A 20,253-nucleotide genomic window follows, 5' to 3' on the forward strand; every position below is an offset into this window, starting at 1 on the left:
ATGACGGCTGCTATCCAACGGCGACTGGAGACTCCAGAGCCTCAACACGCGCGACAGACAGAACTGCACCCGGAGCTGAACCGAGCCCACGTGCGCTTCATTGGTCTGGGCAAAACCTACAACGGTCAACAAGGCCCCGTGGCGGCGTTACAGGGCATTGACCTGGCGATACAGCGCGGGGAAGTGTTCGGCATCATCGGCCGCAGTGGCGCGGGCAAATCTTCGCTGATTCGCACCATCAACCGTCTCGAACAACCGAGCAGCGGCCGCGTACTGATCGATCAAATAGACATCGGTGAGTTCGATGAAAACAGTCTGGTGAAGCTGCGTCGGCGCATCGGCATGATCTTCCAGCACTTCAATCTGATGTCGGCCAAGACCGTGTGGCAGAACGTTGAGCTGCCCTTGAAAGTAGCCGGAGTAGCGAAAGAAAAACGTGAAAGGAAAGTACGCGAGTTATTGGAACTGGTCGGTCTGGAATCAAAACATGAGGCCTACCCGGCGCAGCTGTCCGGTGGCCAGAAACAGCGCGTCGGCATTGCCCGGGCGCTGGTGCACGACCCGCAGATTCTGCTGTGTGACGAAGCCACCTCCGCACTCGATCCTGAGACCACGCAATCGATCCTCGGACTGCTGCGCGAGATCAATCAGCGCCTTGGTCTGACCATCGTTTTGATCACCCACGAAATGGCGGTGATCCGCGATATCTGTGACCGCGTGGTGGTGCTGGAACAAGGGCGCATCGTTGAGCAAGGGCCGGTGTGGCAAGTGTTCGGCAACCCGCAGCACGAGGTCAGTAAAACCTTGCTGGCGCCGCTGCAACACGCCTTGCCGGAGGATCTGCAGAGCCGCCTTCAGGCGCAACCGCCGTCGCCCGATGCGGGAGTCGTGCTGCGGCTGCGCTTCACCGGCAGTGCGACCGACGAGCCGGACCTGGCCGCACTGTTCGCGGCGCTCGGCGGGCGTGTGCGTTTGCTGCACGGTGGCGTGGAAAGGATTCAGGGGCATGCGCTCGGGCAGTTGTTGTTGGCGGTGACGGGTTCATCGCTCGCAACTGAAGCCTTGCGGCAGCGTGCGAGTCAATGGGCGCAACAGGTAGAGGTGCTCGGTTATGTGGTTTGATCGCTTGTTGCAGGGGTTCATCGATACCTTTTTGATGGTCGGCGTGTCGTCGTTGATCGCGCTGCTGGCGGGCATTCCACTGGCGGTGATCCTGGTCACCAGCGGCAAAGGCGGCATCTACCAAGCACCCGCGCTGAACCGCGCATTGGGCGCGTTCGTGAACCTGTTCCGCTCGATTCCGTTTCTGATTTTGATGGTGGCATTGATTCCGTTCACCCGGCTGATCGTCGGCACCACCTACGGCGTCTGGGCAGCGGTCGTGCCACTGACCATCGCCGCCACGCCGTTTTTTGCGCGGATCGCCGAAGTCAGTTTGCGCGAAGTGGATCATGGGTTGATAGAAGCGGCGCAGGCGATGGGTTGCCGGCGTTGGCATATCGTTTGGCATGTGCTGCTGCCTGAGGCGCTGCCGGGGATTGTCGGGGGGTTCACGATCACCCTGGTGACCATGATCAACTCCTCGGCCATGGCCGGCGCGATTGGTGCCGGCGGGCTTGGGGATATTGCTTATCGGTACGGGTATCAGCGGTTTGATAGTCAAATCATGTTGACGGTAATTGTGTTGCTGGTGGTATTGGTGGCGGTGATTCAGTTGGGTGGGGATCGGTTGGCTCGGGGGTTGAATAAGCGCTAGTCCACCGAGTGCCTGAGCATACACGAACGGTAATAACACTTTAGAGACAGAGTGTGCCTGCCCTTTCAAGATCTGATTATGCAGCACATAGCCAACTCGCGCGCGGTAAGTCTTAACTGCTCAGGAGACCGCTAAACAATTGGCTATCTGCAAGCCTGGCCTGATACAACTGGTTCATGCTATGTGCCGCAAATACCAAGCTGTCAGCATTTTCAGAGGCCATTTTGGCCCTCAGATCTGGACTCCTGTTAAAAAAATAAACGGCGGTATCAACATCGATACCCGAATTTACGCGACCAAAATGTTCTCCGACAGCGCTAATAAAGCTTTCGTGATCCAGCGTAAAGTCATTCATATATTCGACAACCATCCCGCCTTGCATAATGATTTCAGACACACCCTGCTCAGGAATATCAAATTGTGTTCGCGGTGGAGAAAGCCGCGACGCAATGGGACTCAAATAAAAATGATCTAACGCACCAGCCCCTATATTTGAAAACCTGTTCACTCTGTTTAAATGCAAAATTTCATGACCCAATATCATGCTCAGGGAACCGGCTTTTATATGATGAGTATTAAGAGCCACCCGACCATAAAAATCCTCCGTGGAGATGTGAGCCTGATATTTTGGGTTTCCCCTGTAAGCTAAAAACTTACCGTCCCCCCAAGCCCCCTGATACTCTTTTGCCATTTTCTGCCCTCGCGTCCAAGCGTCGAAAACCTTGCCGACAACATCCCTATAAGCAGGACCAAAGTACTGCTGCATAATTGTTTCGCTTTCCGCAAAATTGCTCTTAAGGGCTTCCTGTGCGCCAGAAAAAAAGCGCTCAGCTTCTAACAACTCTGCTTTGACAATGGCTCTCTGCTCTGTTTGGAGTTGTGTTAACCCACGAGCGACTATCACAGCCCCAACCGGAATGTTGCTCTCAAACCCATCATTCTCCCCTTCATACCAGTGCCCATCCACATCCTTTCGATTAACAGGACTATTGGAGACAAAGGTAAAAAGGTTGAGACCGTTCACAAGTCCGGCCGGGTCGGGGCTTAACCATAACTGTAGCCACGGCGCGTAATAGCGATATCCATAGTAATGAAGCCCCGTCGCATCCCGCTCCTTGCCCGAATAACGATGTGTTTTGTACTTCGCGGCCAATGCACTTTTCCCCGCCCAACAGGCCGTGCCGCCGAAGGCATAGTAATGTTCTCGCGTCAGCACGCCTGCTTCGTGATCCAGTTCCAGTGTGCTGGACCCGAGATGATCGCTAACGCTGTAACGCAGTTGATCGGTGTGCGCGCCATCTGGCCAATGCAGAGCTCGAATGCTACAGCGTCCCGCGTCGACGCTGATCACATGGCGCGCTTCGCCGGCGGCCTGCCGATGGATTTCCAGACAGGGCAGATAACGCACTTCCATACGCAGGGTTTGATTGTTGGCCTGGCTGACATGCACTTTGCGCAGGCGATGACCGGGGCGGTCGTAGGTGTAGCACTCGTAATCGTCGGGCTCGTTTGCTCGCTTGACCAAGGTCACCCGGCTTAACTGATTGCGGCCGTCCCAGATCATGGTTTGTCCGCGTTGCAGCTCCCGTTGATTGCCGCAGGCATCGAAGCCGGAATCGATTTGCGCCTCGCCCGGCAGGGAACCGTCCTCCCGCTGCGCCAGGCTGCGGTTACTGCGGGCGGAGGTGAACATGGAGAAACCCGGCGCTGCGCTGTGATGACGGGTGATCAGGTTTCCTGCCGGGTCGTAATCGAAACGTTGGGTGTAGTTGCGCCGCTGAGCCGGGTCCAGCGGGGTGGGCAGCAAGTCCGGTAGCGCAGGCCCGTGGCTGGGTTGGCTCACCTCCCAGCCGCTGGCTTCGATCAGTTGATAGAGGCTGTCATAGCGGTAGCGGTTGATCGGGTCGATGCGCTGATTGTTGAAATGGGAAACGGGTTGGGACTGGTCTTCCAACTCGACGATGTTGCCTACCGGGTCGTAGCGGTAGTGCAGATCCTGCAGTGGTTGTTCATCGCCGATTTGCGCGATCAGCCTGATCAACCGACCGTCATCGGCGCTGTAGTTGGCACGTGTTACCACGCCATTGCCGGCGGTTTCGCTTTCGATCTGATCATGGGCGTTGTAGTGGATGTCGCTGATCAGCCGTTGAGGGTTTCCCGCCCCGTCCAGTAATAGCCAGTTCTCACGCAAATTGCCCGCCGCGTCGTAGCCGAAGGTCCGCTCATTACCCATGGCATCGGTCAGACGCTGGAGTTCGCCAGAGGGATTGAACGCGTAGCAGGTCACGAATGACTGCTCTTCCAGCAACCTGTCTCTGTCTTCTAACTGTAACGGCCAGTCGGGTATTTCGAGGTCGATGAGAAAGCAGCAGTTTTCAATCAACACCGAACCGGTCAGCCCGTAGTCGACGACTAATTGCGTGCTGGCCGGATTGTCATGACGGATCAGCCGTCCGCACTGATTGTGCAGCGTGAACGCTGGATCGGAGCCACCGTAGGCCAAGCGCTCCAGCACACGCGACGGTTCGCCGGCCGCCTGCTCCGCGACCTTGATCGGACGGCGTTGATCGTCATAATCGATGTGACGCTGACTGCCCCGCGCATCCCGGAATGAACACAGCGAGCCGGCCTGATCCAGCAGGCTCAACTGCCAACCGGCATCGACGCTGTCCGTCAACAATGGTTGTCCGCTCAAGCCGTGGACGGTGCTCAGATTCGGCTTGGGCGCTGTTCCCCACAATCGCGGGTCCCAGGTTTCAGCCATCCGCCCCTGAGCGTCGAAAATCTGCCGGGTAATGCGAGACTCAATGACGGCGTTATCCGGACGCCGACAGTAGGCCACGCTGAGGATCGCCAGCGAACGCGGGTCCATGGCCGTCAAGGTCGGGGTGTGAGAGTGGGCGTTCACGGTATCCACGGTCCTTCAAGGGTCAAGCAAGACTGAGCCGTTTCGAGCAGGACCGATACTGTAAGAAGTAACAGGTCGGTGGCTGTCAGCTCGCCTTCGCGAGCGGGCTCGCTCCCACAGAGGATCGTCGCGCACACAAATCTGGTGTGCGCTGGAGATCAACTGTGGGAGCGAGCCTGCTCGCGATTGGCTGCGCAGCAGCGTAGGTCTTGAGAGCGTATATTCTGCAAATCCCAATTGCCTGCGCAGCCGCCCCGATGAAACAGACCCCCGACGACCTCCAGCAGATCACCGCCACCACCCTCGGCCATTACAACTCGGTGGCCGAGGGGTTTCGCCAAGGGACGCGCGATCACGACGTCAGTCAGAACATTGATGCGCTGTTGCGGCATATCCACGGTGCGGCACCGTTCGACATTCTCGACTTCGGCTGTGGCCCTGGTCGTGATTTGCAAACGTTCACGCGCATGGGGCATCACGCAGTCGGGCTGGATGGCTCGGAGAAGTTTGCGCAGATGGCGCGCGATGACAGCGGTTGCGAGGTGTGGCAGCAAGACTTTCTGAAGCTGGATTTACCTGCCGAACGCTTCGACGGGATTTTTGCCAATGCGGTGCTGTTTCACATCCCGCGTCAGGAGCTGCCGCGGGTGTTGAAGCAATTGCTCGAAAGCCTCAAACCCGATGGCGTGTTGTTCAGTTCCAACCCCCGTGGCGACAATCAGGAAGGCTGGAATGGGCCGCGCTACGGCTCGTATCACGACCTGCAGGCATGGCAGGCATTGTTGACGGAAGCAGGTTTCGTCGAGCTGGAGCATTACTTTCGGCCGGCCGGGCTGCCGCGGGAGCAGCAGCCTTGGTTGGCGAGTGTCTGGCGTAAAGGTGTGAAGCCTTGAGATTTATGTCGCTTGAGCTGACGCCTTCGGGGGCAAGCCACGCTCCCACAGGTTTTTACGTCGTTCTCAAACTCCGAGGTCGACTCAAAATCTGTGGGAGCGTGGCTTGCCCGCGATGAGCGCGCAACGCTCGCCTTGCTTAAGCAGCGTCTTTCTTCGGCTCGCGAATCTTGTACCAAGCCACGTACAGCGCCGGCAAAAACAACAGCGTCAGCAACGTCGCAATAATGATCCCGCCAATCATCGCGTAGGCCATCGGCCCCCAGAACACTTCCCGGGCGATCGGAATCATCCCCAGGCTCGCGGCGGCCGCTGTCAGCAGGATCGGTCGACGGCGATGTTCGGTGGCCTGCAGCACGGCGTCCCACGGCGCGTAGCCGTCTTTCTCATAGGCATCGATCTGCGTCACCAGAATCACCGAGTTGCGGATGATGATGCCGATCAGTGCGAGAATCCCCAGGATGGCCACGAAGCCCATCGGCGTGCCCGTCGGGATCAGCGCCAACACCACGCCGATCAAGCCAAGCGGCGCGACGCTGGCCACCAGGAACATCTTCTGCACGCTGTGCAACTGGATCATCAGGAAGGTCGCCATCAGGAATAGCATCAACGGCACGACCTTGGCGATCGGCCCTTGGGCCTTGCCGCTTTCCTCGACCGTCCCGCCGGTAGCGACCTTGTAACCGACTGGCAAACCTTCGGCGAACTTGTCGATGGCAGGCTTCAGTTGCTTGACCAGATCGGTCGGCTGAATCTCGTCGCGCACTGCCGCCTTGATGGTGATGGTCGGCTTGCGGTCGCGGCGCCACACCAGTGGCTGCTCGAGTTCATAGCGCACCGTGGCGAAGGCGAGCAGCGGAATCGACGTGCCGCCCGGCGTGACGATCTGCAGGTTCTGCAAGGTTTCCGGCGTGCCGCGCTCTGCGTCGACCGCCCGCCCGACCACGTTGATCAAGTAGATATCGTCGTTGACCTGAGTCACCGGCGCCCCCACCACGATGCTGTTCATCAGGTTGGCCACGTCTTCCGACGACAACCCCAATTGCCGCGCCCGGTCTTGTGCAATGTCGATGCGCAGGACTTTACCGGGCTCGTTCCAGTCGTAGATGATCTCGCCGATGTGCGAGTTCTTGTCCAGTTCAGTGGCCAGCTCGATCGCGTGTTTGCGCACCTGATCGATGTCTTTGCCGCTGACCCGATATTGGATCGGCCGCCCAACCGGCGGGCCCATTTCCAGCGCTTGCACGTAGCTGCCGATGCCGACGAACTCTCTGCGCAAACGTTCGTTCAGGCGCGCGCTCAGGGCCGCTCGCGATTCCAGGCCTTTGCTGACGATGACCAGTTGCGCGTAGTACGGGTTCTGCAATTGCTGGTCGAGCGGCAGGTAGAAACGGATTGCCCCTTCGCCGATGTAGGTGCTCCAGCGCACGATGTCCGGGTCACCCTTGAGCGATTCTTCCAGCTTGTCGACAGCCTTGCGGGTTTCGGCGATCGAGGCGTTCTGCGGCAGATTCAGGTCGACCAGAATTTCCGGGCGGTCCGAGGACGGGAAGAACTGGTTCTGCACAAACTGCATGGAAAACACCGAGGCGGCGAACAGCGCGATGGTGATGCCGATCGCCCACCAGCGATTACGCATCGCCCAGAGCATGCCGCCGTTGAAGGCGCGGCCGATGCGGCCAGGCTCTTCGTTGTGCGGCTTAACCTTGGCGCTGAGGATGTGCACGCCGATCACGGGCGCGAACAGCACCGCGACAACCCACGACACCAGCATCGCCACGGCAATCACCGCGAACAGCGTGAAGGTGTACTCGCCCGCCGAGCTGGCGTTGAGACCAATCGGCACGAAACCGGCCACCGTCACCAGCGTGCCGGTGAGCATCGGGAACGCGGTCGAGGTGTAGGCAAACGTCGCCGCCTGTTCCTTGGTCTCGCCCATTTCCAGGCGCGTGACCATCATCTCGACCGTGATCATCGCGTCGTCCACCAGCAGGCCGAGGGCGATGATCAGCGCGCCGAGGGAAATCCGCTGCATGGTGATGCCGCTGTATTCCATGAACACAAACACCATCGCCAGCACCAGCGGGATCGAACACGCCACCACCAGCCCGGCCCGCACGCCGAGGCTGATAAAGCTGACGATCAGCACAATCACCACCGCTTCGAACAATGCGCTGGTGAAACCGCCAACGGCTTCTTCTACCACTTCTGCCTGGTCCGACACCTTGTGCACACCGACGCCCACCGGCAAGTCGGCGGTCAGTTCATCCATGCGCAGGTGCAGCGCCTTGCCGAATTCCTGAATGTTGCCGCCCTTCTTCATCGCGATCGCCAGGCCTATGCCGGGCTGGCCATTGAAGCGGAATTCCGGGGTTGACGGGTCGACGTAACCGCGACTGATTTCAGCGACGTCAGCAAGGCGATAGAAGCGGTCGTTGAGCCGCAGGTTGACGTTGGCCAGGTCTTTCTCGGATTTGAACTGGCCGGTGGTGCGCACGGAAATTCGCTCCGGGCCGGCCTCGATCACGCCCGCCGGGGTCACGGCGTTTTGCGATTGCAGGCTCTGCACCACCTGGCCCTGATCGATACCCAGTGCGGCCAGTTTGCGCGTGGAGAAATTCAGGTAGAGGACTTCGTCCTGTTCGCCGACCATTTCGACCTTGCCGAGCCCCGGCACTTCGCGGATCTCGGCGCGCACCTGCTCGACGTAATCGCGCAACTGACGCATCGACAAACCGTCGGCGGTGAAGGCGTAGACCGAGCCGAACACATCACCGAATTCGTCGTTGAACCCCGGCCCTTGCAGGCCTTGCGGGAAGTCACCGCGAATGTCGTTGATCTTCTTGCGCACCTGATACCAGATGTCCGGGATGTCCTCGGCGCTGGTGGTGTCGCGCAGGTACACGAACACCGTCGATTCGCCGGGGCGGGTGTAGCTTTTGACGTAATCGAGGGAGTCGAGCTCCTCGAGTTTTTTCTCGATGCGGTCAGTCACCTGCTTGAGGGTTTCTTCCTGAGTCGCACCGGGCCAGCGGGTCTGGATCACCATGGTTTTGATGGTGAACGACGGGTCTTCCTCGCGGCCGAGGTTCATGTACGAGAACACGCCCATCAGCAGCGCAACGAACATCAGATACCAGACAAACGACTGATGCTTGAGGGCCCACTCGGATAAATTGAAGCTCCCTTTCATTGCGGGCTTTCCTCGTCGATTTTCACTTTCTGGCCAGGTTTGAGGCTGTTCACGCCAGCACTGACAACGCGCTCGCCGGTTTTCACGCTGTTGGTCAACACGACGCTGCTGTCAGTGCGGCTGACCAGGCTGACGTCCCGTGGGGAAACGGTTTGCGTTTGCGGATCGACGACCCAGATGCGCGTCTTGCCGTCGACTTCCTGCAGCACGCTGATCGGTAATTCGATACGCGGTTTGATCGTCGAGCTGAGGGTCACGCTGATCGCTGTGCCCAGACGAAAGCCGGGCGGCGTGTCGGTCAGCGTCAGGCGCGCGCGCCGGGTGCGGGTGGCGCTTTGTGCCTGGGGTTCGATTTCGCGAACGATGGCCGTAGTGGTGATGCTCGGGTCGAGTTGCGCGGCGACCTGAAACACCACGTCCGTGGGCAACTGCTCAACCAGGGTGTCAGGCAGGTCGATCACGGCTTCCTTGATGTCCGGTTGTGCCAGGGTCACGACCTGCTGGCCGGCCGTCACCACTTGCCCGGCTTCAGCATTCCACGCGGTGACGATGGATTTCTGATCGGTGCGCAATTCGACGTAACCAAGCTGGTCTTTGGCCTGGTCGACGGCTGCTTTCGCCTGATCGAGGGAGGCCTGAGTGGTTTTCAGATCAGTCTGGGCGATGTCCAGTTGCGCCTGTGCGCCAACACCGCGATTGAACAATTCCTGCTGGCGGCGGGCGTTGGCCTGGGCGTTGATGAGCTGTGCCTGGATGCGGGCGAGATCGCCCTGGGCCGAACGTAACTGGTTCTGCTGATCAGTGGGATCGAGGGTCGCGAGCAAGGCGCCCTTCTCGACTTCGGCACCCACGTCGACGTTGCGACTGGCGATGCGCCCTGGCACACGAAAGCCCAGGTTGCTTTCATAACGCGCCTGGATGCTTCCGGCGAAACGGCCAAGGGTTTCTTCGTTCAAGGCCTCGACCTTGATCGACAATACCGGGCGCACCGGCTCCGGCGGCGCTTCCTCTTTCGAGCAGGCCGCGAGCATCAGGCCAGCGACCACCAACCACAGACGCTTCACGGCTGGTCTCCTTCGACAAGATCTTTATAGGTGTTTTCGGCTATTTCCACTTTCACGCCCGGGTGCAGCAACTGGCCGCCGGCGATCACAACTTTCTCGCCGCCCTTGAGGCCCTCGCTGATGACCACGTGGCCGGTCAGATAACGGCCGACAGTGACTGTATGCAACTGCGCCTTGCCTTCGGCATCCACCAGCCACACGGCCGGATCGCTGAGATTTTTGGTCAGCGCCGACCATGGCAGCTCAACCGCCGATTTGCCCGGTGTCTTGGCGGTGGCGCTGACCACCGAACCGAGTTGCATGCCTTGTGGCAAATGATCAAGGGTGACTTTGACTTGCACGGTGCCGGTCTGCGCTGACACCGCCGGGGTAATTTCCCGAACGGTGCCGGTGGTTTTGATCGCTGGGTTGTCCAGCAGGCTGACCTCCACCGTCTTGTCGGAAGGGGCTTCGCTCAACAGCGATTCATAGATGTTGAACACGGCGTCGCGCTCACCGTCCCGGGCCAGGCTGAAAATCGGCATCGTGGCCTGCACCACCTGGCCGACTTCAGCCTGACGCGCCGTGATCACGCCTGGCGCGTCGGCGATCAGCGCGGTGTAGCTCAACTGATCGCGCGCGTTGGCCAGCTGCGCCTGAGCCGCCGCCAGCGCACTTTGGCTGCTGCGCAACGCGGCCTGAGCGGAGTCGTATTCGCTTTTGCTGGTGTAGCCCTTGGGCAAGAGTTTTTCCTGGCGTACAAAAGCTGCAGCGGTTTGCTTGACCCGCGCCTGTTCGGCGGCGACTTGTGCTTGCGCAGAGTTGACGTTGGTCTGCAGGTCCTTGGGATCGAGTTTTGCCAGCACCTGTTTGGCCGTCACGCGATCGCCCACATCGACCATTCGCTGAATGATTTTGCCGCCTACGCGAAACGACAGTTCAGTCTGGACCCGCGCCTGGACATCGCCGGTGAGTGTCACTGAAGCGGCATAATCGGTGGATTTGACGGCTTGCACGAACACCCGCGGACGGTCCTTTTCGACCTGCGGTTTATCACCACACGCGGTAAGCAACGTCAGCAGGCTCAGGCCAACCACTGTTTTCAATCGGGGACCAGCCATGCAAACTCCTTTGCGTTGTACGGACGTGCCAGTGACGATACGACTGTGAGCTTAGAACAGGGTTCAACAGGCGCACAGGTTTGCTTAGCACTCTGTGAGAACGAGCCTGACGACCCATTTACAAGGAAGCTTCTCATGCTCAAAACGCTCGCGGTAGCCAATTACCGCTCGATCAACAAATTGGTGATTCCGCTGGGCCGATTGAATCTGATAACCGGCCCCAATGGCAGCGGCAAATCCAATCTCTATCGCGCGCTGCGCCTGCTGGCGGAAACCGCTCAGGGCGGTGTGGTGAATGCGCTGGCCCGTGAAGGCGGGCTGGATTCAACGTTTTGGGCCGGGCCGGAAAACATCACCCGGCGCATGCGTAATGGTGAAGTACCGATCGAGGCCACCGTTCGCCACGGCGTCAAACGTCTGCGACTGGGGTTTGCGGGTGAGGATTTCAGCTACGCAATCGCCCTTGGATTGCCAGAGCCCAGCCATTCGGCCTTTTCGCTGGACCCGGAAATAAAAAAGGAATGCATCTGGAGCGGCCCGTTTTACCGCCCCGCCAGTCTGCTGGTCGAGCGCAATGGCCCAATGATCCGTGCACGTGAAGGCCGCAGCTGGGAAGTGCTGGCGCAACACACACCGATTTTCGACAGCCTGTTCGATCAGGTCGGCAGCTTCCAGACATCACCGGAAGTCATGCAACTGCGCGAGTTCATTCGTCGCTGGCGGTTTTACGATCACTTTCGCAGCGACGCCGATGCACCGGTGCGGCAACCGCAACTGGGCACGCGCACTCCGGTGCTGCATCACGACGGACGAGACCTGGCTGCCGCGCTGCAAACCATCCGCGAAATCGGTGATCCCGAAGCCTTGCAACTGGCGATCAGCGATGCCTTCCCCGGGGCAAGACTGAACATCGCCACCTTGCAGGGCGGACGATTCGCCATCGAATTTCATCAGGAGGGTTTGCTGCGGCCCTTGTCGGCAGCCGAACTGTCGGACGGCACGTTGCGTTATTTGCTGTTGGTCGCAGCATTGCTGACGCCTCGCCCACCGTCGTTGATGGTGCTGAACGAGCCGGAAACCAGCCTGCACCCTGACCTGTTACCGGCCTTGGCGCGGTTGATCATTCGCGCGTCCGAGCAATGTCAGGTGTGGGTGGTATCGCATGCACGACGTTTGATCTCTGCTTTGCAGGAAGACCCGGAATGCAATTGCATCGTGCTGGAAAAAACCCTCGGCCAGACCGGACTGGTTGGCCAACGGCTGCTGGACGAGCCCGCGTGGTATTGGCCGGACTGAGGGGGTGCGTCACCAAGTCGAAGGACGACGACTATTTTCCCTTTCGTTGTAGGAAGACTCCTTTTTTCGTACAACCCCTCCTAGGACGCGCCGTTTTTGCCCAGACTTACCCGGTCAAATCCTCGCAAGGAAGAGAAAATGGCTGATGTAAAAGTGCCTCAGCGGTTGGACCCGCAGGATATCGTGAAGTGGTTGATAGCGTTGCGCAGAGCGTTGAAGGGCAGGATGGCCTGAACCTTTCAAGAAAAGAATCACACCCTCGGCAGCTCCGTACACCCTGTGTAGGAGCTGCCGAAGGCTGCGATCTTTTGCTTTGGATGCACACAATAAAAACGCCGACGCTATTGCTAGCCGTCGGCGTTTTTTTGGAGCGTTACTTCGCCAATCAGAACGCCGGCAATACCGCGCCGCTGTACTTCTTCTCGATGAAAGCTTTCACTTCAGGGCTGGTCAAGGCTTTGGCCAGTTTCTGAATCGCAGCGCTGTCCTTGTTGTCCGGACGCGCCACCAGGAAGTTCACGTAAGGCGAGTCGGCGCCTTCGATGATCAGCGCGTCTTTAGCCGGGTTCAGGCCCGCTTCCAGCGCGTAGTTGGTGTTGATCATGTCCAGGTCGACTTGATCCAGAACACGCGGGAGCATGGCGGATTCCAGTTCCTTGAACTTGAAGTTACGCGGGTTCTTGGCGATGTCTTTTGGCGTGGCCAGGGCGTTTTTCGGATCTTTCAATTCGATCAGGCCAGCCTTCTGCAGCAGGATCAACGCACGGCCACTGTTGCTGCCTTCGTTCGGGATGGCAATGGTCGCGCCGTCTTTCAGCTCAGCCAGGGACTTGACCTTTTTCGAGTAGCCGCCGAAGGGTTCTACGTGAACGCCGATCACGGTCACCAGATTGGTGCCTTTGCCTTCGTTGAAGCTTTTCAGGTACGGCAGAGTCTGGAAGTAGTTGGCGTCCAGACGCTTCTGATCAACCTGCACGTTCGGCTGAACGTAATCGGTGAACACTTTGATTTCCAGGTCCACGCCTTCTTTGGCGAGGGCTGGTTTGATCAGTTCGAGAATCTCGGCGTGCGGAACCGGAGTCGCCGCAACCACCAGTTTTTCGCCAGCATTAGCCAGACCCGCAGTCAGGGCAGCCGCCAATGCGGTGAACAACAGAACCTTTTTCATGCAGTGTCCTTATCGAATATCACGGTCGTCATCGACGACGGCTTGTTTAGTACGAGTGCCAGTGAAGTGCTATCGCTGGCGTGACGCGGACAATACCGGGATTTTTTATTCCGGAACAATATCTTTTATTCACTTCCATATTCCATTTCGTTCGTACAGCGAGCGCTAGTGTTGTAGCAGTTGCCGAAGACTGCGTTTCCATTCTGCTCAAACAGCGAGAGACTCCGTCGTAGCAGCTGCCGAAGGCTGCGTTCGACTGCGCAGCAGTCGCAAAAAGGACATTTGAGTTCTGTGCAAAAGCGCAGCGTCCAGGTTACGAGCGCTTCGCACTCGGACGCAGCCATCGGCAGCTGCTACAGATTTTGCGTCAGCTTTTCCAGCAAATGCTTCAACTCGGATCGCTCGGTTGGCGTGCCATTTTTGATTATTTGGGCAACCTGCTGTTCGATTTGCAGCCGCGAGGCCAGAGGCTCAGGCAGATTCAAATGCGCCGGCAGGATCTCGTCCCCGGTACTCACCAGCAATGCAAAATGAATCACGTTTTCCAGCTCTCGCGTATTGCCCGGCCAGCTGTGCTGCTCAAGTACCTGCTGCGCCGCATGGCTGATCAATGGCACCGGCAGAGCGAGACGCTGGCTATAGATGCCGAGAAAATATTCGGACAGCGACAGGATATCGCCGACACGCTCGCGCAATGCCGGCAATTCGAGCTGGCCTTCTTTGAGGTAGTGATAAAGGCGCTCATGGAATTTCCCGGCGGCGACCGCTTGCGCCAGGTCGATACTGGTGGCGGCAACCAGACGCACGTCCACCGGGCTAGGTTGATGGGCACCCACGCGGGTGACTTCGTGATTCTCCAGGGCCGTGAGCAGTTTGACCTGAATCAGCAGCGGCAAATCGCCGATTTCATCCAGGTACAACGTGCCGCCGTTGGCCGAACCAAACCAGCCCGCGCGACTGCTGGCCGATCCGCTGTGACTGCCAGCCGCGTAGCCGAACAATTCGGCGTCGGCATACGTCGGGCTGATCGCGCCGCAATTGACTGAAACGAACAGCCCGCCGCGATCACTCGCACGATGAATGTGCCGCGCCAGCAACTCTTTACCGGTGCCGGTTTCGCCGCGGATCAACACCGAAATCGAGCGCAGTGCCAGTTGCTCAAGCTCCTGGCGCAATTGCCGCGAGCGCGGATCGACGAAAACCAATGCTTTGGCGCGAATGCTCAGCGGGCTTTTTTCTGCATCGGGAAAGGTCAGCAGTGGCTGACCGAAGGCTTCAAAATTCATGGCAGGCTCCCGCCCGAAACCGCCGGCAGACGGGGGCGTTTAGAAAAAAATGATGCTCAAGCGCGACGCAGGGCGTGATGTTCCATGCGATGTTGCAGACGATAGAGGTAGGCGAAACCTTGCTCCCACCGCTGATGCCCGGACTTCACATTGATGTGCCCGGCGCCCGTGAGAATTGCCGCCTCGGCGCCCCAATTACGCGCCAACTCCAGCGCACGTGGCGCACTGACTGCACTGTCGTTGTCGGAGCTGACGACCTGGCTGGGGAAAGGCAAAAGATCGCTCGGGATTGGCGCGAAGTTGCGCAGGGCCGGCGCGCACGCCGGACGCTCGACATCCGCCGGCGCAACCAGCAGCGCACCACGCACCTGCCGCAAAAAATGCGCAGGAGCACTCGCGGCCCAATGCGCAACGGTGATGCAGCCCAGGCTATGGGCGATCAGGATCACCGGGGTGCTGTCGGCGGCAATGGCTTCGGCGAGCGCGGCGACCCAGTCTTCACGTCGCGGTGTCAGCCAGTCGTCCTGCTCAACCCGTGCGCTGTTCGGCAGATTGTTGTGCCAATGGCTTTGCCAATGATCCTCCGGCGATCCTTGCCAGCCCGGCACAATCAGGTAGCGAATTGATTCGTTGCGCATGGGGAGCTCTCCTGCTGCGTGTCTGTTCCTGGCCGAGTATAAAGACGAGAGTTATATCCTCTAAGGAATAAGAAGCTATTTATTAAGACCCATAAAGAATATAAGCAGCTGCAAAAACTGTAGGAGCTGGCTTGCCAGCGATAGCGTCTCCACTGACTCTCATCGGGTGTCCAGGCACCCGCCATCGCTGGCAAGCCAGCTCCTACAGGGGTTGTGATGGGGATTGGAAAGCAGAATAAAAAAAGGACCGCACCCTGCCAAGGAGACGGCCCCGGAAAACTCAATGTTTCGTGTGATCAATCTGAAGCGACAATCGCATACCAATCGATATCCTTTAAAGGAATATTTAATTCGATTAATAGATCACGATGGCATAAACAATCGACACTGCAGCGCCTTAAGCGTCCAACGCTGGCATTCAACGTAAAGGCTGTTTGGGTCAGATTGATGACGAAACCCTTGAGCATCCTTTCTATGTTCATCAACCAGAGGCGACTGGCATCTTCCGGGTAACAGGAACGTCCTGCTGCACAAACCGATTCGCCCGTCCAAACGTGCCGAAATCATTAAACCGCACGCCCATCTCGCGCATTACCTTATGCGCTACCGGCACGGTCATCTGGCGAATATAAAACGGCTCTTTCACCACAAAATGATGAATCCCATGGCTGCTGCCAAAATTGAAGCAGAACGCCTGCAACGGCCACATCCACCACGGGTTCAGCACCTGGGTCTGCTGGATCACGTTGCCCGGCTCGACGTCGCCGTAGTAGTGCATGTTCGAACTGACAAAGTGCAGGCAAAAAGTGCGCAACACGTTCGGCCCGATGATCACGACAACAGCAATATCGATCACCAGCATGACGGACAGTGCGCTAGCCGACCAGTCAATCGGAACACCCAGTAACCAGGCGACACCGTTGGCCGCGTGGAACCCGAGGAACACATACCATGCGCCCCAATGCAGCAACGCCAGCGGCGCATAAACCTTCAGTACGCGTTTGCAGATGCTGAGCTTGTGCGCCCAGGTTTTCGCCCGCAGCATGCGGATGAACGCCGACATCAGGTTGTCGCCGACCATCAACAATCGCGCAAATCCCCAAGGCTCGCCATTGGTGATGGCGCGCTCTTCCATGTCCGCTTCAGTGCCGGAGAATTTGTGATGGTTGAGGTGCAGGTGCCGGCGAATCCACGGGTTGATCGTGCTTGGCCGCGCCAGCCAGACCAGGCCCATCATCAAATTGTGCGGCACGCGCTGCTTTCTAAAGTACATGCTGTGAATCAGATCGTGTTCCAGCTCGTGGGTCAGCGAGGCGAAGAACGCGTTGAGCAACAGGCACATCCACCACGCCATGGAACCGTTGATGTAGAGCATCGCCGAAGCAATCATGCCGGCCAGCGCGAAAGCTAGAATGCCCGCGCCGATCGCATCCTGATGATTGAGAACCGGGTAGCGCTGACGTAATTCCACGCCTTTGGCCAGCACCACTTCGCGAATATGCGCAGATCGCTGTGCTGCATTCAGTCGCTGGGGACTTGCAGAAGTACTGTCCATGCTTCCATCCTCTGGTTATAGGTGTTTGCATCCTGCCGTGTGAACCGGCAAACCGTGGTAGCCGTGAACGCCAACCTGTTGACCGGAAGCGCCAATCAGTATGACTGAACCGACCTCCCTCGCCAGCTGGACCCGTGCCTTGCGCAAGCAACTCGATGCGCTGGGCCTCGACAGCACCGACCTGTGCCACCAGGCGGGGCTCGACTCGCAATTGATGGACGACCCTAACGCCCGTTATCCGTTGTCGGGCACCACGCGTTTGTGGGAAATCGCGGTGAAGGTCAGTGGCGATCCGGCAATTGGCTTGCGCGTGTCGCGTTTCGTCAGTCCCACCACCTTTCACGCACTGGGCTATGCGTTGGTCGCCAGCGCCAGCCTGCGCGAAGTATTTGAGCGCATCGTGCGTTATCACCAGGTGGTCAGCGATGCCTTGGAACTGGAGCTGACGCGCGGCGACGACCGCTACCGTTTTCACCTGAAAATCCCGGCCGGTAATCCGGCACCGGCGTTCGAGGCGATTGACGCGTTCAGCGCAATCTACGTGCGCACCTGCCGCAATCGCCTCGGTCGCGACTATGCACCGCTGGCTGTGTATCTGCGCCGCCCGGAACCTATCGATGCCCACCAATGGCACAAAGTCTTCCGCTCGCCAGTGTTTTTTGCGGCCGAGGAAGACTGCCTGGAATTCTCGCTGACGGACTTCGAGAGCCATCTGGACGACGCCAATCCGGAACTGGCAGAACACAACGAAGCCGTGCTGAAACGCACGCTGGCCCAGCTCAAGCCGTTGACCTGGGAACGCAAGGTGCGCGACGCAATTGAAGAGCAATTGCCGGAAGGCGAACCAAGCGCCGAGCACATTGCCCAGACTTTGCACCTGAGCTTGCGCAGCCTGCAACGGCATCTGGCGGACGAAGGTTGCCGCTTCGATACGTTGCTCAATGAAAGCCGCGAGAATCTCGCGCTGGTGCATTTGCGTGATCTGCAATGCTCGTTGAGCGAAATCAGTTATCTACTCGGGTTTGCCGATACCAGCAGTTTCAACCGCGCGTTCAAGCGCTGGACGGGGATGACACCGGGGCAGTTTCGGGATGGGTTGCGGTGATTGATCATAGAGATCTAGTGCCTGATCTGCCCCATCGCTAGCAGGCTAGCTCCCACAGGGATCTCGGTCGGATACAGACAGGCTGATCAGTGTGGGAGCTAGCTGCCACATTTGAACTTCAGTAAACCCAAACTATGCACTCGATGGAGATCCCTGTGGGAGCCAGCTTGCTGGCGATGAGGCCGGTCAATCCAAGACAAAACCCAACCCGAACACCGTGCCGGTCTGATCACTGCTCACCCGCACCCGCCCGCCATGCAACCCCATGATCGAACTCACGATCGCCAACCCCAAACCGCCTGAATCACCTGGTTCTGCCCGCGAAGGATCGACCCGGTAAAACCGGTCAAACACTTTACCCAGATGCTCTGATGCAATGGCCGGGCCGACGTTGTGCACCTCCAGCCAACACATCCCCGAGTCATCGCGCCGCTGCAACGTAATGACGGAACCAGCATCGGCGTGCCGTACCGCGTTAGCCAGCAGATTGCCAAGCGCGCGCTGCAGCAACAACTGATCCGCCAGCAATTCACCGGACAGGGCGTTTTGCAAACCAATATCCCGATCATCAGCCAGCGCTTCAAAGTAATCGCAGAGTTCATCGCCGACGCTGGCCAGGTCCAGCACGCGCAAATCAAGCGCGCGTTCGGCCTGTTCGGCGCGGGCGAGGAACATCAGGTTTTCCGCCATGCGTTTGAGCCGCTCGAACTCTTCCATGTTGGAGGCGAGCACTTCCTGATATTCCGCCGCGCTGCGCGGTTGATTCAGCGCCAGGCCATTGCTGCCGACCAAGTTGTGCAGCGGCGTGCGGATTTCATGCGCGAGGTCGGCCGAGAATTGCGACAGCCGTTGAAAGCCATCATCGAGCCGGGTCAGCATGCCGTTCAAGGCGTGTACCGGCTCGTGCAGTTCCGCCGGAATGCCGGCCGCCGGCAGCCGTTGATCAAGACTGCGCAAATCGATGCCACGCACCGCTTCACTCAGCTGCCGTAGCGGTCGCAAGCCGCGGCGCAACAGCATCAGGCCCAATGCGAAGGCCAGCAATGCGCCCAGGCTGACCGCCAGATAAAGCTGCATCCGGTAACTGGCGAGCATCTGCTCACGCTCGCTCAATACCTTGCCAGCGACCACCGTCAATGCTTCGCCGCTGGGGCCTCGGGCCTGCCCGGACAGCAACGCCACCGCCGCACCGTCCGGCGCTTGCCAGGTGATGACGTCGCTGCGTTGAGGCGCCCGCTCGGGGGCAATCGCGTCCAGGGCCGGAAGCTTCTGCTGACGCGGGTTGATGCCAATGACGGTAGAGCCATCGGCCCGCGTTACACGCAACAAACTGTCCTGATTGCCGAGCATGTTCTGGTACAAACGCGGCCGTGCCTGCAAGGCGCCAAGGCTGTCACTGTCGGCGAGCAGCGCGCGCACTTGCTCCAGGCGACCGAGTAACGCGAGGTCGTCGCGATAGGCGATTTCCGAGGCCAGCGAACGGTAGAGGAAAACCCCGATCACGCTCAGTACCAACGCACAAACGGCGGCGAACGCCAGCGCCAGCCTGAAGGCGATGGAATTAGAGCGCATCGTCCGGTGCTTCCAGTTGATAGCCGACGCCGCGCACGGTATGGATCAGCTTCGGCATGTAGGGATCGTCGACCTTGGAGCGCAGGCGGCGCACTGCAACTTCGACCATGTTGGTGTCGCTGTCGAAATTCAGGTTCCACACCTGCGAGGCAATCAGCGTGCGCGACAGCACTTCACCCTGGCGACTGGCGAGCAATTGCAGCAGGGTGAATTCTTTGTTGGTTAGGTTGATGCGTTGCCCGCCGCGACTGACCCGGCGGCGCAAGACGTCAATTTCGAGGTCGGCGATGCTGTACGACTCGGCTTCGCGCATCGGCCCACGCCGCAGCAAGGTGCGCACGCGCGCGAGCAATTCGGCGAAGGCGAACGGCTTGAGCAAATAATCGTCGGCGCCGAGTTCGAGGCCACGAACGCGGTCTTCGATGGCATCCTTGGCTGTCAAAAACAGCACCGGCGTCGCTCCGCGCTGGCGAATCAGCTGCAGCAATTGCCAGCCGTTCAAGCCTGGCAGCATTACATCAAGAATGATCAGGTCATATTCCTGCTGCTCGATAAAGTAACGCCCATCGAGTCCATTCAGCGCCACGTCCACGGCAAAACCCGACTCGCCCAGGCCCTTGGCCAGGAAGTTCGCGGTTTTGGCTTCATCTTCAACGACCAGCAAACGCATGGCACACCTCGATTATTCAGACGTACAGGCTAGGCGTCTTCGGCCCCGT

General features: G+C 58.9%; 15 protein-coding genes. 5 read left to right on the forward strand and 10 right to left on the reverse strand.

What is annotated here, in order from left to right; genetic code table 11:
* A complete protein-coding gene (locus tag ACYZTS_RS06395; RefSeq protein ID WP_461994810.1) occupies positions 1-1,122 on the forward strand; it encodes a methionine ABC transporter ATP-binding protein in 1,122 nt (373 codons plus the stop codon).
* The gene (locus ACYZTS_RS06400; protein ID WP_461994812.1) at positions 1,112-1,756 is read left to right on the forward strand and encodes a methionine ABC transporter permease; all 645 of its coding nucleotides are present in this window, start codon (positions 1,112-1,114) and stop codon (positions 1,754-1,756) included. The genes ACYZTS_RS06395 and ACYZTS_RS06400 overlap by 11 nt, the downstream gene beginning before the upstream one ends.
* A gap of 112 nt (positions 1,757-1,868) precedes the next feature.
* On the opposite strand, the gene ACYZTS_RS06405 is transcribed toward ACYZTS_RS06400, so the two are convergent.
* Positions 1,869-4,673 carry an RHS repeat domain-containing protein gene (locus tag ACYZTS_RS06405; protein ID WP_461994814.1) on the reverse strand — a complete coding sequence of 935 codons (2,805 nt, stop codon included), beginning with the start codon at positions 4,671-4,673 and terminating at the stop codon, positions 1,869-1,871.
* Positions 4,674-4,921: 248 nt separating this feature from the next.
* Between ACYZTS_RS06405 and ACYZTS_RS06410 the strand changes: the two genes are divergently transcribed.
* Positions 4,922-5,557 (forward strand): class I SAM-dependent methyltransferase, encoded by a 636-nt coding sequence (locus ACYZTS_RS06410; RefSeq protein WP_461994816.1) that lies wholly within the window; start codon positions 4,922-4,924, stop codon positions 5,555-5,557.
* 139 nt (positions 5,558-5,696) lie between these two features.
* On the opposite strand, the gene ACYZTS_RS06415 is transcribed toward ACYZTS_RS06410, so the two are convergent.
* From ACYZTS_RS06415 to ACYZTS_RS06425, 3 genes are read right to left on the reverse strand one after another with little or no spacing between them, the layout of a single operon-like run.
* Positions 5,697-8,750 carry an efflux RND transporter permease subunit gene (locus ACYZTS_RS06415; RefSeq protein ID WP_461994818.1) on the reverse strand — a complete coding sequence of 1,018 codons (3,054 nt, stop codon included), beginning with the start codon at positions 8,748-8,750 and terminating at the stop codon, positions 5,697-5,699.
* Positions 8,747-9,814 (reverse strand): efflux RND transporter periplasmic adaptor subunit, encoded by a 1,068-nt coding sequence (locus ACYZTS_RS06420; RefSeq protein ID WP_461994820.1) that lies wholly within the window; start codon positions 9,812-9,814, stop codon positions 8,747-8,749. The genes ACYZTS_RS06415 and ACYZTS_RS06420 overlap by 4 nt, the downstream gene beginning before the upstream one ends.
* Complete coding sequence (locus ACYZTS_RS06425; RefSeq protein WP_461994822.1) at positions 9,811-10,914, reverse strand: efflux RND transporter periplasmic adaptor subunit; 1,104 nt, start codon at positions 10,912-10,914, stop codon at positions 9,811-9,813. Before ACYZTS_RS06425 ends, ACYZTS_RS06420 begins: the two co-directional genes overlap by 4 nt.
* Positions 10,915-11,049: 135 nt before the next feature.
* Between ACYZTS_RS06425 and ACYZTS_RS06430 the strand changes: the two genes are divergently transcribed.
* Positions 11,050-12,210 carry an AAA family ATPase gene (locus ACYZTS_RS06430; protein WP_028621044.1) on the forward strand — a complete coding sequence of 387 codons (1,161 nt, stop codon included), beginning with the start codon at positions 11,050-11,052 and terminating at the stop codon, positions 12,208-12,210.
* Between the two features lie 385 nt (positions 12,211-12,595).
* Here ACYZTS_RS06430 and ACYZTS_RS06435 read toward each other — a convergent pair whose 3' ends face one another.
* The 4 genes from ACYZTS_RS06435 to ACYZTS_RS06450 form a co-directional block, all read right to left on the reverse strand.
* A complete protein-coding gene (locus ACYZTS_RS06435) occupies positions 12,596-13,378 on the reverse strand; it encodes a MetQ/NlpA family ABC transporter substrate-binding protein (RefSeq protein ID WP_028621045.1) in 783 nt (260 codons plus the stop codon).
* A 353-nt stretch (positions 13,379-13,731) separates the two neighbouring features.
* Positions 13,732-14,664 carry a sigma 54-interacting transcriptional regulator gene (locus ACYZTS_RS06440; protein ID WP_461994825.1) on the reverse strand — a complete coding sequence of 311 codons (933 nt, stop codon included), beginning with the start codon at positions 14,662-14,664 and terminating at the stop codon, positions 13,732-13,734.
* A gap of 56 nt (positions 14,665-14,720) precedes the next feature.
* On the reverse strand, positions 14,721-15,302 hold the full coding sequence (locus tag ACYZTS_RS06445; protein ID WP_461994827.1) for an alpha/beta hydrolase: 582 nt from the start codon (positions 15,300-15,302) through the stop codon (positions 14,721-14,723).
* A gap of 481 nt (positions 15,303-15,783) precedes the next feature.
* On the reverse strand, positions 15,784-16,857 hold the full coding sequence (locus ACYZTS_RS06450; protein ID WP_461994829.1) for a fatty acid desaturase: 1,074 nt from the start codon (positions 16,855-16,857) through the stop codon (positions 15,784-15,786).
* A gap of 100 nt (positions 16,858-16,957) precedes the next feature.
* Between ACYZTS_RS06450 and ACYZTS_RS06455 the strand changes: the two genes are divergently transcribed.
* Positions 16,958-17,962 (forward strand): AraC family transcriptional regulator, encoded by a 1,005-nt coding sequence (locus ACYZTS_RS06455; RefSeq protein ID WP_461994831.1) that lies wholly within the window; start codon positions 16,958-16,960, stop codon positions 17,960-17,962.
* Between the two features lie 186 nt (positions 17,963-18,148).
* Here the strand turns inward: ACYZTS_RS06455 and ACYZTS_RS06460 are convergent, their stop codons facing one another.
* Both ACYZTS_RS06460 and ACYZTS_RS06465 read right to left on the reverse strand, forming a co-directional pair.
* A complete protein-coding gene (locus ACYZTS_RS06460) occupies positions 18,149-19,534 on the reverse strand; it encodes a heavy metal sensor histidine kinase (RefSeq protein WP_461994833.1) in 1,386 nt (461 codons plus the stop codon).
* On the reverse strand, positions 19,524-20,204 hold the full coding sequence (locus tag ACYZTS_RS06465; RefSeq protein ID WP_028621051.1) for a heavy metal response regulator transcription factor: 681 nt from the start codon (positions 20,202-20,204) through the stop codon (positions 19,524-19,526). Before ACYZTS_RS06465 ends, ACYZTS_RS06460 begins: the two co-directional genes overlap by 11 nt.
* Positions 20,205-20,253 lie beyond the last annotated feature (49 nt).

This window comes from Pseudomonas sp. TMB3-21, from assembly GCF_054898145.1.